Source organism: Methanorbis rubei (assembly GCF_032714495.1).
Lineage (GTDB): Archaea > Halobacteriota > Methanomicrobia > Methanomicrobiales > Methanocorpusculaceae > Methanocorpusculum > Methanocorpusculum rubei.
Map to the genome: position 1 here is coordinate 109,192 of NZ_JAWDKB010000002.1, position 16,071 is coordinate 125,262.

The following is a 16,071-nucleotide window of genomic DNA, read 5'->3' on the forward strand; positions in this document are numbered from 1 at the left end:
GTTATGTAACAAAATAGTGTGATTAACCATGAAGTATATATTTCTCATCGTCCTGATTCTCTGTCTATTCGCCGGAACCGTCAATGCAGAAGAGTGGAAACCCGTCTCCATTGTTGATGATTATGGATATGTTTCCCAGATATCTTCCAAGCCCGAGACTATCGTCTCTCTTGCACCCACAAATACAGAAATTCTCTTCGCCCTGGGCCTTGGAGACAAAGTGGTCGGTGTAACCGAGTACTGCAGCTATCCTGAGGAAGCAAGAACAAAACCGATTGTCGGTGGTTACTCAACCATCAACATCGAAAAAATTGTTGCACAAAATCCTGATATTATTTTTGGAAATACCCTCAATGGAAAGGAAAACATCGAACATCTGAGAGAACTTGGGTTTACGGTTATCTGCCTGAATCCTGACAGTGTTTCAGGAACATACTCGGCAATCAGTACCATTGGTTCTGCCGCCGGATGTCCCGATGTTGCAGAGAGCTACATTCTTTCCATGCAGAAAAAAATTGACAATGTTACTCAGTCGGTTGGAAACACTACTACGGTTCCGTCGGTTGCTCACATGCTGAGTGTTGATCCTTACTGGGTCTCGGGAAACTCCACATTTCAGAATGAACTGATTGAACTTGCCGGAGGAAAAAACATTTTTTCCGATGTGAACGGATGGGGCGTTGTGAATATTGAGCGGCTGATAACAGCAGATCCCGACATCATTCTCGTGAGTTCCGGATCCGGCATGGGTGAGGATAATGGAAATGTTCTCCTCAACACACTTGTATCAGACCCCCGTCTGTCCCAGTTGTCGGCGATAAAATCAAATCGTTTGTTTGTTGTGGATTCTGATACATTTAATCGCGGAGGCCCCCGCATTGTTGATGCTTTAGAAGAGCTCTCGGTCATCATCCCCTCTTCAGGCTCCGGCTCTCCGACTCCGACCACTGCATCCGGATTTGGAGGTTTGGTTTTGTGTATTGCTCTTGCAGGAATTTTTCTGCGGAGAAAATAACTCCTTATTTTTTCAATCCATTGAGATATGCCAGGCTCTTTTCGACAGACTCCATTTTTGCAACCTCGATAATCGCAGTTGTTGATCCTATCCTCGGAAGAACTTTGGAAAAATCGATGCTGCCTGTTCCACATGCCAGATGTTCGTCTCCTGTTCCATGATTGTCATGCAGATGAAAATGATCCGGCTGCCTGTCAAGAAATTCAAAAAGTGTTCCTGTGAGATGGGCATGACCAACATCCAGGGCAAACCCAAGACCTGATGACCGAATTTCTTCTAAAAGATCAGGTGTCTGAAAGTAACAGCAGGTCCAGCTTCCGAGATTTTCTATGACAAACTTGATTGAAAAATCCTGCTGCATTTTTCCGATCTCTATGATCGAACGGGATAATGCGTCACCTGCTGCGGGTCTGTCAGAGTCTATCAGGCAGAATCCCGGATGAATCACCAGTTTTTCTGCCCCGATCCGGTCGCCGAGTACAGCAGTTTCCCGCAGTACTTCCAGACTTGCCTGGCGCATGGGTTCAAACGGAATGGCAATATTTCCGTCTCCGGTCGGAGCATGGATTGTGTACCGAAGATCAAAGGAGTCACAAATGTCGGCATGAGAAAATAGCGAATGGTTTGCATCACACTGAATCTCAACAAGATTGGTAATCAGGGAAAAATCTTCCAGAACATCAGCAAGACAGTCTGCCATTCTGCAGTTGGTTGAGACACCAAACCGGTTCATGGAAGAATCCTGGATAAAAGTTCAGGAATGTTGGAGACAGTAAAAGCTCCTTTTCTGATCAGATCTTTTTTTATTTCCTCTGCGGCTCCCTTGGTATAATCCTGTATCTCTCCAATGAAGTAGACGGGTTTTGTTGTCTCTTTGAGAATTTCCAAGTTTGCGAGATTTCCATATCCGATCGGCATTCCGGTAACAACTATCACATCAGTATCTTTGATGATCTGTGATACCTGATCGATTGAGTTGTCTGATATTTTTTCAAAGGGAGTTTCCCGGACTGTTTCAATACCCAGTACACGTGTGGTTAATGCATCCGTGTCATTTGCAGCAAGTACTCCTGCTGTTATCTGACAACCGCGGGAGTACAGGGTATGCAGCAGATCAGTTCCTGTTCCGCCGCCCGAGATAACATGGACCCGGAGAGATACCTGTTCTTCTTTTCCGGTATATGCAGGGATGAGATGAGGTTTTCCGGTATTTGGATGGATGCATGCAATCATGTCCACCTGAAAGCAGGCACCAATCATTTCAGTGGTCAGCACCTCTGCCGGAGTTCCGTCCGCAAGGATTGTTCCCTTTCCCATCAGAATTAACCGGTCACAAAACTGTGCAGCAAGGTTAAGATCATGGAACACTCCGACCACGGTAATTTTCGGGGTGAGGTTTTGAATGAGAGACAGAATTTCGATCTGGTGCTGGATATCCAGATGGGAGGTTGGTTCGTCCAGCAGGAGAATCTTGGGTTGTTGGGCAAGTGTTCGTGCTATCAGTACCCTCTGACGTTCTCCTCCTGATACTTCGGTTATCAGACGACCGGCAAGATGAGTTGTGTTTGTAATCTGCATCATCTCATCTGCAATCTTCAGATCTTCAGCTGACAACGGATTCAGGCGGCCTGCGTACGGATGGCGTCCCATGAGAACAATTTCCCGGACGGTAAACGGGAACACCACGTCTGTTTCTTGTCTGACGCATCCGAGATTTTTTGCAAATGTGCGGGAGTCATACTCCTCAAGCTTGTGTTCGTTGAGATACACCGTCCCCTGATTCGGCGAAAGAATCCTGGACAGGGTTTTGAGAAGTGTAGATTTTCCGCATCCGTTTTTTCCGAGAATCCCGACAAAAGATCCCGCCTCCACCGTCATGGACAGATTGTGAATAACGGTAAAATCTTCGTAACCGGCGACGATTTCTTTCACTCTAAGAATCGGTGTCATGATCGCGTCCTCCGTCTGAGGAGATAAATGAAGAACGGAGCTCCGAAAAATGCGGTGATAATGCCGACGGGAACTTCTGCCGGAAGTGTTCTTGCCACTGTGTCTGCCCAGATTAGCAGAAGAGCGCCGGCCATCATGGACCCGGGAATGAGAGTCCGGTGATCAGGACCAAGAACCGTTCGCATGATATGAGGGACGATAAGTCCGATAAATCCTATACACCCTGCAATGGAAACGGCAATTGCACTAATAAATGCCGAAGCCAGTAACAAAATCCGTTTGGTTTTCTCTGTATTGACACCAAGATGTACTGCATCTTCTTCTCCCAGAGCCATGATGTTCAGGTCGCGGGAAAAGAAAAATACCAGAATACAGGCCAGCGGAATCAGCAGTGCGAGATACACGCTGTTCCAGTGAATGTTCCATAATCCTCCCATCGTCCAGAATACAATCTGCTGAAGACTGTTTCCTGAGATGTACATGAGAAAGGACAGTACTGCGGAGAGGAAGAGGGAGACTGCAACTCCGCAAAGAAGCAGCGTCTCTACTGATACTCTTCCGTTTCTTACGGCGAGACTGTAGACAAGTACTGTTGACGCTGTGGCTCCGAGAAATGCAAACACAAGGATGCCCAGTCCTCCGAGAAATACAATTGCTGCTGCAGCCCCAATAGCTCCACCCGACGATGTTCCAATAATGTACGGGTCAGCCATGGGATTGCGAAACAATCCCTGCATGACACATCCGGCTGCTGCAAGTCCCATTCCGACAAGTGCAGCTCCCAGCACTCGGGGAAGCCGCACATCTAAGATCAGTTTTTGCATAATGTCCTGATCAAAGCTGAAGATAGACAGCCCGGAAACCCCGATGCAGGTGGCAACAAGAATACTCCCAAGAAGTGTGAGAAACAGGAGAGAGAGGGAAACAACCGACCGGTGGAACATTAAGTCAATATATTTTTCTTATATCAAATAAATATGTCTAAATGAAATATGTGTCGCATGCAAAACGTTGCCGAACAAATTTACGGACAAATTTCTTCATCCGAATTCTCCCTTTTCCAACTGACCTTCTGACCGGTGGAGTAGATTCTGTCCATATCCAGTCCCTGTACAATCCTTTTTGCATGATCTGCATCACGAATCACAAACGAGGAGATGTCATCAACGCCGAACTCGAAAAGTGTTGGAGCAAGAGGTGTTGAAGGGCCCACGATAACCACGTTCTCCGCATCTTTTGCCAGCTTCAGATATCTTGGCAGGGTTTTGTAGATGATGCTTGCGCAGGTAATGAACACGAAGTCAGCCTCCGGTATCAGATAATCACTCGCTGGTTCCGGATAATCCTCGGGTCCCGGCGTCATTTCAACAATCGAAAGATCACAAACCGGTGCAAACAACTGTTCCAGATGCGGAAAGTGGCCGACGACACAGACTTTTTTGTTTTTGATCCTGTTCTGGGACATGATGAAGGGATCATTTTTCCGGTCCTCGGTGATTCTGGATGCCGAAAGTTCGACGCCATTCGAGGTTGTTACTTCCGGATTATTGTAATAGGCATTGATCGCCGCAAGGCCGATTGATGCCTCCACATAGTTCCAGGATTTCACCGCCTCGGCAAGCTCACGAAGCGGCATGCCAAGTTCGCGGCGCAGGAGCCCTGGACGGCTGTCGATAGGGATCAGTCCTGCAGTTCCGGCACCGCTGCCGCTTCTGACAAAAGAGGTGTAGCAGCCGTTAATCAGATCGTCAACAGTGCATTCCGCGGGAATCCCTGCAATAATTTCATCGTAAATTTTCCACATAATATTTCCTCAAATTGTATCAGGAGTGATTCTCCCTCCGGTCCGCAGTCTGTTTCTGATGGACTGCAGCGTGTTGTCCAGCATCTCAATTTTTGCAAGGCTCTCGCGTTCCTCAGGAGTTGTTTCGATGACTGCGTGAACCCCGCCGTTTTTGATCACAAGCCGCTTTCCTGCTATTAAGGCGAGGAGGGGATCATGCGTTGAGATGAGAACAATTTTTTCGTTTTTCGCGAGCATGCGAATCGCCTGCCTCCGGTCAACACCGGCGTTCTCGATCTCATCGATCAAAACGATCGGGGACGCACTCATGCATGCAGTGTCTGCAATCATCAGAGCTCTCGACTGTCCGCCGGAAAGCTGCGTGACTTTGGTATCGGGTGTAAACTTTTCTCCGGCGAGTTCGTTTGCCGCAGCAAAACATTCGGCTGCGACCCTTTCGGGCTCGGGATGCAGTCTGCTTTTTGCATGCATCTCCAGGAATTCTTCGACCGAGAGGTCCATCACGAAGTTCATGTTCTGCGAAAGCTGGGCGACGAGTCGTCCGTCCATCGCAAACCGCTCCTCATCCTCAAGGGTTTTTCCGTTGACAAGGATCAGACGTTTTGTCGGAGTGTCTCGCTGGGCAAGACATTCAATGTCTGCAAGAAGTCTGCTTTTCCCTGATCCCGTAGGCCCGACGATGCTTACGATCTCGCCAGGTTTTATCGAGAGCGTGAACTCCTCGGCCTCTCCGGATTTTGTTTGGCCGCCGAGGATGGTGATCTCCTCAACCGCTGCGGTCTGTTTCTCCTCTGCAACGGTCTGGAGAAACCGGACAAGCTGATCGAGTACGGTTGCTTTGTCCAGCCCGAAGTCGATGAGGGTGTTTTCATCTGCATAATCCAGGGCTTCGCTGAGCGGAAGATCACTCTTCAGATTCTGCAGATTGTAGTTGACGAAGAAATCTGCGGCAACCGGATGGCTCGCAAGAAGTTTTCCAAGGGTTGTTCCTGCGATGATTTCATAGAGATCTTCGGTCATGGAAACTCCATTTTGCGCAGCATTCCCATCTGGTACTCTTCGCCGATTCGGGTTTCTCCGGTACAGTAAGAACAGACCGAAGACGGCGTGGTGAACCTGAGCTTGTAGCCGCGAAGGCTCGTCGTCTCAGATGCAGACTCGGCATGTTTTCCGAGCATGAACGCTCCTTGCCCGGTAATTCCGTTGATGAAAACTATTTTTGCGCTGCTGTTGACCTGGCGGATGTTGAACATGAACACCTCGCGTTCCGCCTGGGAGACGATGTCTCCTTTGGTGACCACAACGATGTCGGCGAACTTGAGCATCGGCCCGATTTTTCTTGGAGTGTGAACGCCTGAGAGGTTGTCAATGACGCAGATTGCAAGAACTCCTCTGATATGCGGCGAACAGCGATTGCAGAGGCCTGCGCTTTCGGTGATGAGAATGTCAAAGCCCTGCTCTGTTCCCCATCTGACCGCGTCCTCAACATTGCTGATGAAAAAATGATCAGGGCAGAATTTTCCGGCAAATCCTACCTGTACCGGAATGCCGTACTCGGTGTACCGCTCGCGGTCAAAGGAGGTGAGGCAGTCGAATTTGACAACACCTATTGTTTTTCCTCTTTCACGCAGGACATCTGCAAGCCGCAGGATAACCGAAGTTTTTCCTGATGAGGGCGGCCCTGCCACGGTTATCAGTTTCATGGAAAACTTCCTTAATGGTATATATTCAGCTTCTTTACATAAAAATATGGGATTATTTTTTCTGAAAAATTAATCACATAGCATTGACCAAAAATAGAAAATATATTTTTCGGCCCTGCCGCTCATTCGTGAATCATCACGAGCATCATTTTGAACCGAGTAGTCGGGTGTACCGCGTGCGGAACATTTGCCGGCATAATGATCATCTGCCCTTTCTTCAGATGATGAGGAACCCCGCCAACCGGAATGTCAGCTTCGCCCTCAAGCACGATTACCATTGCATCGTAGGGTGCGGTGTGTTCTGAGAGTCCTTCGCCTGCTTCAAACGCAAATGCGGTGACGGTTCCTGATTTTTTGTTGATAACCATTCGGGAAACAACCGATCCTGGCTGGTACTCGGTGAGGGAGCTGAGATCAACCGGTGTTCCGATCAGGGACTTTGGATCATAGTTCATATCGAAATATTGGTGCAGGAAGAGATAAACCTCTGTCTCGTATCAGAAAATTTTGTTTGGGGTAACCACGTGACACAGGTGTTCTCCGTGCATTCCCGCGAAGCGGTAAGCAGGCCGGAGGCATGCGTCACGTGGTTATTCCAAATGAAATCACATGATTTTGTATTTTTCAAAAAAGTTCTTCCGCCTCAGAACCACCGCATCATCACGATCGCATCCTCGCCGTCTGCGTAGTACTCGCCGAACAGAATAACATCCTCGTACCCGATTTTTTCATAGAACCCGTGCGCCGAACTGTTTCCTACCCGCACCTCCAGACTGCAGGCCCTGCAGCCGTCGAGGAAAAAATCCCGTTCAAGTTTTCTGAGAAGCAGCCGTCCGAGGCCGAAGCCGCGAAGCTCGGGGACAACCGCAAGATTACAGATATGACCGTACTTCTCCTCCTCAGTCTCCTCAATGGCTCCAGCCGCAAACCCCACAATCCGCCCGTCCGCCTCGGCAACATAAAACGAGGTCAGAAACACCGTCATCATCTCAATCATTCCCTTGTAGTCCCAGGGGTCTGAAAAGCACATCAGCTCAATCCGGTAAATTTCCGGGATGTCCTCAATTGTTGCCTTGCGGATAATGCAGCCTGCCACCGTTCCGCCAACCCCGTTCACCACTACCATTGTTATTTTAGTATTGTCACCGAACTATATTATAGGGAGTCTTACCACGCATGGTTACCATATATCCGTTTACCGGCCTTCATCCATCAGACGCGGCGTACCCTCTCGTCCCGTCAGTTCCGTATGATGTTATCAGTGCCGAAGAGGCAGCAGCTGAGATTGCAAAGAATGACAAAACCCTTCTTCGCGTCATCAGACCCGATGCCGAATTACCGGACATCGACCCGCATGATGACCGCATCTATGAGCGTGCCCATCAGATGTTTGAACAGATGAAGTCGAGCGGCCTTCTCGTCGATGACAGTCATCCGGCATTTTACCTCTACCGCATCACTCTTGGCGGCGAGACGTTTACCGGTCTCATCTCCTGCGTCAGCGTTGCTGAGTATAAGGATGATATCATCAAAAAGCATGAGCTGACCCGCTACGACAAGGAAGAGGACCGCACCCGCCACATCGATGCCGTCTCCGCCCACACCGGTCAGGTGTTTTTGCTGTACAAAGATCCGGGCACTGTTCACGCCCACATCTCGGCCCTTGCAGACTCCATGCAGCCGTTTGGCGAGTACCGCTCTGCGGGAGGCAACCTGCATCAGATCTACCGCGTCGATGATGCCAAAGAGATCGCAAAGCTTGAACAGATGTTTGCCGCGATCCCGAATCTCTACATCGCCGACGGCCACCACCGGGCGAAGTCCTCGGCAAATGTGTTTGACCGAAGATCTGCCGAAGGCAGATCTACGCCTGACGCCGAGCGGTTCATGAGCGTTCTGTTTGCCCATGACAAAGTGAGAATCTACGGCTATCACCGTCTGGTCCGTGACCTTGCAGGCATGAATGCCGATCAGTTCCTCGGCGACCTTGGTTTACGGTTTACCGTAACGCCGGTCAAGAAGATTGACACGACGAAAAATGCTGTTCCGCCAATGGCAAAAGTTGACGGCTCGACCCATATCATCCATCTGTATCTGGAGAGCGAGTGGTATGAGCTGACCCGTCAGGTTGACCCTGCTGCAGATGCGATTGAAAGACTCGACGTCTCGGTCCTGCAGGAGTCGGTGCTTGATGACATGCTTGCCATCATCGATCCCCGCGGCGATCCACGCATTGCGTTTGTCGGTGGCATTGTTCCGCTCGCAGATGTCGTCAAAGAAGTGGACGCAGGCGAGTACTCGGCAGCATTTATCATGCAGCCGGTCACCGCCCAGGGCGTCATCGATGTTGCGGACAATGCAATGATTATGCCGCCGAAGTCAACATGGTTTGAGCCGAAACTTTTGTCGGGCATGGTCATCCACGAAATACATTAATATTTTTTCACATATTTTTTTTGAACTGTCTGGATGTGATTACTCCAAACAAAAAATCCTGTACACAAAAATTCATAAAAATATTTCATCACGATTTTTTCAAAAAAAAATTCATAAAATACGTTCACGGGTTACCACGGAACATAAAAAAAAGATTGCCGGTTACTTCCGGAACCCGGCTTTCACATAATTTTCTGTCGTGATAACTGGTGTCCCGGCCATCACGAAGTAGGTGTCATCGATAGGTTCAATCGAACAGAGCCACAGGTCCGCATATCCTGGCGTTTCATTCCACTGATAGTCATAGCTAATCCCTCCGCCGGATTTTGCATTTATCACTGATTTTCGGATTGTCGATGCTCCGAACAGATCGGTATAGTGCATGGCGTTTTCTCCGGCCATCTCCGGATGCTGTAAGTTGGCATATACCGTTCCATTGTAATCCATGATCGTCAGATCACTGATATTTGTGGATATCTCCTCAGTAAACAGTGTTCCATTTGCGCCGGGATTGTCCACAATTTTTTCGATGACACTTTCGATCCCGTTGTCATGGGCGTATCCGACAACTGCCCGGGCAACAGCCACAACATCTCCTCTGAGATTGTTATTGATCTTCGTATAATTTGTTGATCCAGGACTCACACCCACAATAAACCAGTCATCATTTACCGGCATCACATAGGCGATAGTGAAGAGTCCTGCCTCAGGTATCTGGGTATCATCCGAGGCCTTGAAGTAGGTTACGTATCCTCCACCCTGTTGTGCGGTTGTGATCATATGATCCATATAGGATGTGCCGTACCGCCCGCGTACATTGATGTAGTTCAGACCGATTTTGTCCTTTTTCTCAGGCGATGCTGCAAGAATTGTTCCGTCACTGCTTACGGCATACATTTCATAGAAATAGAAACCCTCGTTGATACGTTTCATTGCAGCATCTGATCCACTTGTCACTGCGTACCTCCACACTGCCGTCACCTCACTACGCATCTGATCCGGTTCTGGAGTAAACTGATCCTCATAACTTACTGCCGGGACATACTCTTTTTTGGTGAGATAGATGGTAAACTCATTTTTGTGGACGAACGTTTTTTCCCATGCAGTGGTGATTGAGGTGTTGTCTCCTGCATACTGATATGCGCCGGACACTCCGTCCTGAAGAACAATGATACTGTCTCCGATCTTATTTGGCACACCTTTTTCCAGTTTGGTTCCGATGTACTCCTGTTGTGTTGCATAGGTGATGACTCCCTCGTGGTTGGTGAGAAGGACGGTATAATTCCCGTAAGCGACGCCAGTATCAGAGAGGAGCTCATGCTCCTCCAGGAGATGATAGAGTTCGGCGACGACGAGCAGACATCCCTTATACTCGCCCGTAGGACTGAAAACCGGGGCATAAACCAGTTCCATCCATCCGAGATCAGGAATGTAAACCGGACCGATTCCAAAAACTCCTCCGGCAGCAATGAAGTCCTTCTCGGTTGGCACAGGAACTATATCAGATATTTTTCCCTGTGAGGAGATGGGTGCTTCAACGCTGCTTCCGGTAGCATTGTCATAGTACACAACTCTGTTCATCCAGATGTTTTTCGCATAATAATCTACTATAATATCATGTACATCCTGTTCGGTTTCCACCCTGCCTATCTGATCAGAAAGATAGTACAGGTCAAGAGTGGGAGTGAGATCTGCGTTTCTGAGATTTTTCGCGAACTCGGCAAGTACTTCTTCAGTTTGATCGTTTACAGGAACTTCGTTGTAGATGATCTGTTTTTCTGCAGTTATGCAGCCTGCAGATAGTACCGCAACCACACATCCGATCAGTACTATCAGAAGCAGTTTGTGGGTATGTTCAATTCTCATTTTTTTTTCTCCTGGGTTTAGCTCAGATGATACTTTTCCATCAGTTCCGCACGTTTTCCTGATGCTTCCAGATCTGCGAGACCTCTGTTGATGACATCCTGCAGAGGAATGTTGCCGTTCTGTATCGCAACGCCGCCGCGGTCTCCGGTTTCATACGTGGAGACGATCTCAATGTCTGTCTCATTTGCAATTACCTTAAGCAGTGGTTCGCTTACCGCGATGCAGTCAATCTCTCCTGCGTTGCATGCGTCTAGGAGATCGTTGTAGGATGCGTACTCTTTGATAACTCCGGCTTTGACCATTTTCTCGTACTGGTCCTTGCCGAACTGTTCTGTGAGCCATTCTTCGATGATGGTCCTTGTGATAAAACCGGTGACAGCTGTGCCGGACTCAAACTGGGTTTTTGTGATCAGATGATCTCCTGCACATCCGATTCCAAGGCCGGCAGTATAGTACGGTGTTGAGAAGGTAACTCTTGACTCCCGATCATCAGTGATGATCATGCCTGAGTACCACATATCGATTTTACCGGTGACGATCGCGTTGATGTTCTTTGACCATGGAATATCCACATAGGTCACGGTAAATCCGTTCCTTTCTGCAATCCATTCAAGTGCCTCAATATCATATCCGGTAAGGTTTCCATCTTCATCAAGGTAAGTGAACGGCCAGTTTTCGGTTGAGATACCGACCCGGTACTCGTCCTTCAGCTGGGCCACGTAATGTTTCTGCAGAATTTTGTCGTACTCGCCTGACGCGACGACGTTCTTGAGACCTGCATTGATTTTTGCGATCAGCTCTTCGTTTGATTTGTTTGAGGCAAATACCACATCTTTTTTATCGGAGAGGTATCCAAGGAAGGTGAGGGGTGAGTACTCGCGAAGTTTGTCGCCGAGAACATTATCTGCACCAATGACTGCTTCTGCTTCGTTGGTCAGAACTGCGTAGAGGGTGGCGTCCTGCGTGTATTTGATGATGATCTTCTTCTCATCGATCATTTTGTTGAATGTTTCCGTACCGAAGTGTTCTTTGAGCCAGGTTTCGTAGATACTTCCTCTCTCACAAGTGATAGTAACGTTTCCCGCAAGAACATCATCCATGGTGACGTTGGCATTTTTTCTGATGACAACTGCATATCCGGCAGTGATGTACGGGTCAGAGAGCAGATATTTTTTCTGATGTTCGGGTGTTTTGACGGTGGCGGTTATCAGATCAATTTCGCCGACGGTGAGTTTTGACGGACAGTCTGCATGCTCCCAGAATTCATAGATGAACTCAATACCCTGATCTTTTCCGATCGCATTGAGGAGATCGACGTCAATTCCATACGCCTCTTCGGTCTGCAAGATCTGTATGGAAAATGGAGCAAATGACGAGCTGATACCTACAGTATAGACTGGTTTTTCCTGTATGCATCCGGCTGCAACAACTGCAGCGCCGAGAACCAGGAGTACCATGATGAAAATTGGAAGGAGAGTTTTTTTCGCCACGACAATCACCTGATAATATTTCTATATTATTTGACGTCATTACATATTCTCTTTGTGCAGGTCTCGACTCTGAATTTTGATCATTTCTCTCTATAAACTAAAAAATTGTCTTTTTACTTCTGATGATGAAGTTCGGTTGTGTGCCGACTTTTCTGTAAAATATCTGTGTTCCGTTTTTCATTTATATTGAGCAATACCGTCCCTGCCAATCGCATAAATGATTCGTCACTTGGCGTCTCTCCAACTTTCCTCACTCTTCTTTTAATCTCGGCATTTATGATCCAACTCGTTTGCGTTTCCGTGAGACATTTGAGGCAGATAACTCATCAACGTCAAGAATTTCTTGACGGATTTTATTTTGCAGGTGTTAACCCCTTAGATATGATTCAAGATAGAGATGCTATCTGGAAACCATAAAAAATATTTCATCACGATTTTTTTTCAAAAAAAATTCATAAAATATGTTCATGGCATCATCATGAAACATGAAAAAAAAGATTGCTGGTTACTTCCGGAGCCCGGCTTTCACATAATTTTCCGTCGTGATAACTGTTGTCCCGGCCATCACGAAGTAGGTGTCATCGATAGGCTCAATTGAGTACAGCCACAGATCCGCGTAGTTGGGAATGCCCCCATCATCCCACTGATAGTCATAGGCAATTCCACCGCCGGATTTTGCAATTATCACAGATTTGCGGACCACCGATGATCCGAACAGATCGGTATAGTACATGGCGTTGTCTCCATTCATCTCCGGAACCTGCATGTTGGCATGTACTGTTCCATTGTAATCGAAGATCACTATATTATTTACATTTGTGGATATATCCTCGGTAAACACTGTTCCGTTTGCTCCCGGATTGTCCACTATTTTTTTGATGGCACAGTCGACCCCTTTGTCATGGGCATATCCGAGAATTGCCCGGACAACAGTTGCAACATCCCCTCTGGCATTGTTATTGATCTCCGTATAATTTGTTGCCCCAGGACTTATACCCATAATGAACCAGTCATCATTTACCGGCATCACATAGGAGATCGTAAAGAGTCCTGCCTCAGACAGCTGGGTATCATCCGAAGGATCGAAGTAGGCTATGTATCCTCCACCCTGCTGTGCGGTTGTGATCATCTGTTTCATATAGGATATACCGTACCGTCCGCGTCCGTTGATGTAGTTCAGGCCAATAGTGTCCTTTTTATCAGGAGGTGCGGCAAGAATCGTTCCGTTAGTACTTACCGCATACACTTCATAGAAATAGAATCCTCCGTTGATACGCTCCATCGCAGGTTCTGATCCACTGGTAAATGCATATCTCCATATTGCCGTCACATCGTCACGCATCTGATCCGGTTGCGGGGTAAACTGATCTCCATAGTTTACCGGTGCGGCATTATCATCTTTGGTGAGGAAAATGGTGTACTCATTTTGGTGAACGAGCACCTTCTCCCATGCTGTGGTAATTGAGGTGTTGTTTTTTCCTACATACTGATATGCGCCGGTTAGATCATCCTGAAGAATAATTATGCTGTTTCTGATCTTATTTGGAACTCCCTTTTCCAGTTTGGTTCCAATATACTCCTGCTGTGTTGCATAGGTGATAACTCCCTCACGGTTGGCGAGGAGGATGGCATAATTTCCGTAAGTGACACCATTATTTGCGAGACGTTCGCCCTCCTGCAGGAGGAGAAAAGCTTCTGTTGCGAAGAGCAGACATCCCTTGTACTCGCCCGTGGGACTGAAGACCGGTGCATAAAGCAGCTCCATCATTCCGAGATTAGGGATGTAGATCGGGCCGATAGTGACAGCTCCGCCGGCTGAAATGAAGTCCTCCTCGGTTGGCACAGGAACTGTATCAGATATTTTTCCCGGTGAGTAAATGGGTGTTTCAACAGTGTTTCCGGTAGCATTGTCGTAGTAGACAATTCTGTTTATCCAGATCTTTTCTGCATAATAATCGTTGATGATTCGCTGCACATCTTTTTCTGTTTCCGCTTTACCGATCTGATCACCAAGATAGTACATGTCAATAACGCAGGTGGTATACATGGTTCTGATATCTTCGGTGAACTCAGCAAGTGCCTCTTCGGTTTGACTGTCCAGAGGACCTTCGATGTAGGTGATCTGTTCTTCTATGGTTACGCAGCCTGCAGATAGTACTGCAATTACACATCCAATCAGTACTAGCAGAAGCAGTTTGTGGGTATGTCCAATCCTCATAATGAATCCACCTCCCTCGGGTTTAACTCAGATGATATTTTTCCATCAGTTCCGCACGCTTTCCTGATGTCTCCAAGTCAGCGATACCTCTGTTGATGACGTCATGCAGGGGAATGTTTCCGTTCTGCATTGCGACAGCGTAACTGTTTTCCCTTGTTTCATACATGGAGACTACCTGGATGTCTGTCTGATTCACCGTTATCACAAGCTTTGCTTCATCTATTGCGATGCAGTCAACTTCTCCTGCGAGGCATGCGTCAAGAAGATCGCTGTAGGATGCATACTTTTTGATCATTCCATCTTTGACCATTTTCTCGTACCTGTCTTTACCAAACAGTTCTGAAAGCCATTTTTCGGGTATGGTATCTGTAATAATACCAATGACAGCTGTGCCTGACTCAAATTTGTCCTTGGTGATCGGATGATCTTTTGCAGATCCGATTCCCATTCCTGCGGTGTAGTATGGTGTTGAGAAGGTAACTTTGGCGGATCGTTCATCAGTGATAACCATCCCTGAGTACCACATGTCAATTTTGCCGGTGGCAACCGCGTTGATATTTTTCGACCATGGGATATCGATATACTTCACCGCAAATCCATTTCTTTCTGCAATCCACTCAAGTACCTCCATATCAATTCCGGTCAGGTTTCCATCTTCGTCAAGATAGGTGAACGGCCAGTTCTCTGTTGAGATGCCGACCACATACTCGTCCTTCAGCTGGGCCACGTGATGTTTTTGCAGAATTTTGTCGTAGGTTTCAGATCCGACAACGTTTGTGAGACCAGCATTAATTTTTGCGATCAGCTCTTCGTTTGATTTGTTTGCGACAAATCCTACTTCCTTTTTGTCGGTGATGTATCCAAGGGAGGTGAGTGGTGAGTATTCCTGAAGTTTTTCTCCAAGAACATAGTCTGCACCAATAACTGCATCTGCTTCTTTGGTGAGAACTGCGTAGAGGGTGGCGTCCTGTGTGTATTTGGCGATGATCTTTTTCTCATCGATCATTCTGTTGAATGTCTCCGTGCCGAAGTGTCCTTCGAGCCAGTTTTCGTAGACGCTTCCTTTCTCAAAGGCGATAATGGCGTTTCCTGCGAGAACATCATCCACAGTGAGGTTGGAATCTTTTCTGACAACAACTGTATATCCGGCGGCGATGTACGGATCTGAGAGCAGATATTTTTCCATGCGTTCCGGTGTTCTGACCCAGGCAGTTATCAGATCAATTTCTCCGTTATCGAGTTTTGATTGAAGGACTGCATGTCCCCAGAATTCATAGACGAATTTGATGTCCTGATCTTCAGCGATCGCGTTGAGAACGTCGATGTCAATTCCATACGCCTCCTCGGTCCCAGGTATCTGCATGGAAAATGGGGAAAATGATGGACTGACACCTACGATGTAGGTCGGTTTTTCCTGTATACATCCGGCTGCAGTAATTGATGCACCGAGAAGCAGGAGCACCACTATGAGTATTGGAAGGGAAGTTTTTTTCACGCCATAATCACCCGGTTGATATGTATAGTATTATAGGACGTCAATACATATTGTCTTTGTGTGGTTTTAGACCCAAAAATTATGACTGTTTTTT

Annotated in this window: 14 protein-coding genes; 2 read left to right on the plus strand and 12 right to left on the minus strand. The window is 47.4% G+C overall.

Annotation, left to right across the window (positions count from 1 at the left end; all coding sequences use genetic code 11):
- Positions 1-28 precede the first annotated feature (28 nt).
- Positions 29-1,015, plus strand: a complete 987-nt coding sequence (locus McpCs1_RS02510) for an ABC transporter substrate-binding protein (protein ID WP_338095682.1) — start codon at positions 29-31, stop codon at positions 1,013-1,015.
- A gap of 4 nt (positions 1,016-1,019) precedes the next feature.
- Here the strand turns inward: McpCs1_RS02510 and McpCs1_RS02515 are convergent, their stop codons facing one another.
- The 8 genes from McpCs1_RS02515 to rimI all read right to left on the minus strand — a co-directional run bounded on the left by McpCs1_RS02515 (position 1,020) and on the right by rimI (position 7,598).
- Positions 1,020-1,748 carry a sugar phosphate isomerase/epimerase family protein gene (locus McpCs1_RS02515; RefSeq protein WP_338095683.1) on the minus strand — a complete coding sequence of 243 codons (729 nt, stop codon included), beginning with the start codon at positions 1,746-1,748 and terminating at the stop codon, positions 1,020-1,022.
- Positions 1,745-2,965, minus strand: a complete 1,221-nt coding sequence (locus McpCs1_RS02520; protein ID WP_338095684.1) for an ABC transporter ATP-binding protein — start codon at positions 2,963-2,965, stop codon at positions 1,745-1,747. The genes McpCs1_RS02515 and McpCs1_RS02520 overlap by 4 nt, the downstream gene beginning before the upstream one ends.
- Positions 2,962-3,909, minus strand: coding sequence for a FecCD family ABC transporter permease (locus tag McpCs1_RS02525; protein WP_338095685.1), 948 nt, complete (start codon positions 3,907-3,909; stop codon positions 2,962-2,964). Before McpCs1_RS02525 ends, McpCs1_RS02520 begins: the two co-directional genes overlap by 4 nt.
- A gap of 80 nt (positions 3,910-3,989) precedes the next feature.
- The gene (locus tag McpCs1_RS02530) at positions 3,990-4,769 is read right to left on the minus strand and encodes a Rossmann-like domain-containing protein (protein ID WP_338095686.1); all 780 of its coding nucleotides are present in this window, start codon (positions 4,767-4,769) and stop codon (positions 3,990-3,992) included.
- Positions 4,770-4,778: 9 nt separating this feature from the next.
- A complete protein-coding gene (locus McpCs1_RS02535) occupies positions 4,779-5,789 on the minus strand; it encodes an ATP-binding cassette domain-containing protein (protein ID WP_338095687.1) in 1,011 nt (336 codons plus the stop codon).
- Complete coding sequence (locus tag McpCs1_RS02540) at positions 5,786-6,472, minus strand: GTP-binding protein (protein WP_338095688.1); 687 nt, start codon at positions 6,470-6,472, stop codon at positions 5,786-5,788. The genes McpCs1_RS02535 and McpCs1_RS02540 overlap by 4 nt, the downstream gene beginning before the upstream one ends.
- Positions 6,473-6,594: 122 nt before the next feature.
- Positions 6,595-6,927, minus strand: coding sequence for a cupin domain-containing protein (locus McpCs1_RS02545; protein WP_338095689.1), 333 nt, complete (start codon positions 6,925-6,927; stop codon positions 6,595-6,597).
- A gap of 188 nt (positions 6,928-7,115) precedes the next feature.
- On the minus strand, positions 7,116-7,598 hold the full coding sequence (gene rimI / locus McpCs1_RS02550; RefSeq protein WP_338095690.1) for a ribosomal protein S18-alanine N-acetyltransferase: 483 nt from the start codon (positions 7,596-7,598) through the stop codon (positions 7,116-7,118).
- Between the two features lie 50 nt (positions 7,599-7,648).
- Here rimI and McpCs1_RS02555 point away from each other — a divergent pair, with 50 nt between their 5' ends.
- Positions 7,649-8,908: a DUF1015 domain-containing protein gene (locus McpCs1_RS02555; RefSeq protein ID WP_338095691.1), complete on the plus strand. Its 1,260-nt coding sequence runs from the start codon at positions 7,649-7,651 to the stop codon at positions 8,906-8,908.
- Between the two features lie 162 nt (positions 8,909-9,070).
- Here the strand turns inward: McpCs1_RS02555 and McpCs1_RS02560 are convergent, their stop codons facing one another.
- From McpCs1_RS02560 to McpCs1_RS02580, 4 genes are all read right to left on the minus strand, one after another.
- A complete protein-coding gene (locus McpCs1_RS02560) occupies positions 9,071-10,774 on the minus strand; it encodes a cache domain-containing protein (protein WP_338095692.1) in 1,704 nt (567 codons plus the stop codon).
- A gap of 17 nt (positions 10,775-10,791) precedes the next feature.
- Positions 10,792-12,231, minus strand: coding sequence for a transporter substrate-binding domain-containing protein (locus McpCs1_RS02565; RefSeq protein WP_338095693.1), 1,440 nt, complete (start codon positions 12,229-12,231; stop codon positions 10,792-10,794).
- 538 nt (positions 12,232-12,769) lie between these two features.
- Positions 12,770-14,482 (minus strand): hypothetical protein, encoded by a 1,713-nt coding sequence (locus McpCs1_RS02575; RefSeq protein ID WP_338095694.1) that lies wholly within the window; start codon positions 14,480-14,482, stop codon positions 12,770-12,772.
- A 22-nt stretch (positions 14,483-14,504) separates the two neighbouring features.
- Complete coding sequence (locus tag McpCs1_RS02580) at positions 14,505-15,977, minus strand: transporter substrate-binding domain-containing protein (protein WP_338095695.1); 1,473 nt, start codon at positions 15,975-15,977, stop codon at positions 14,505-14,507.
- Positions 15,978-16,071 lie beyond the last annotated feature (94 nt).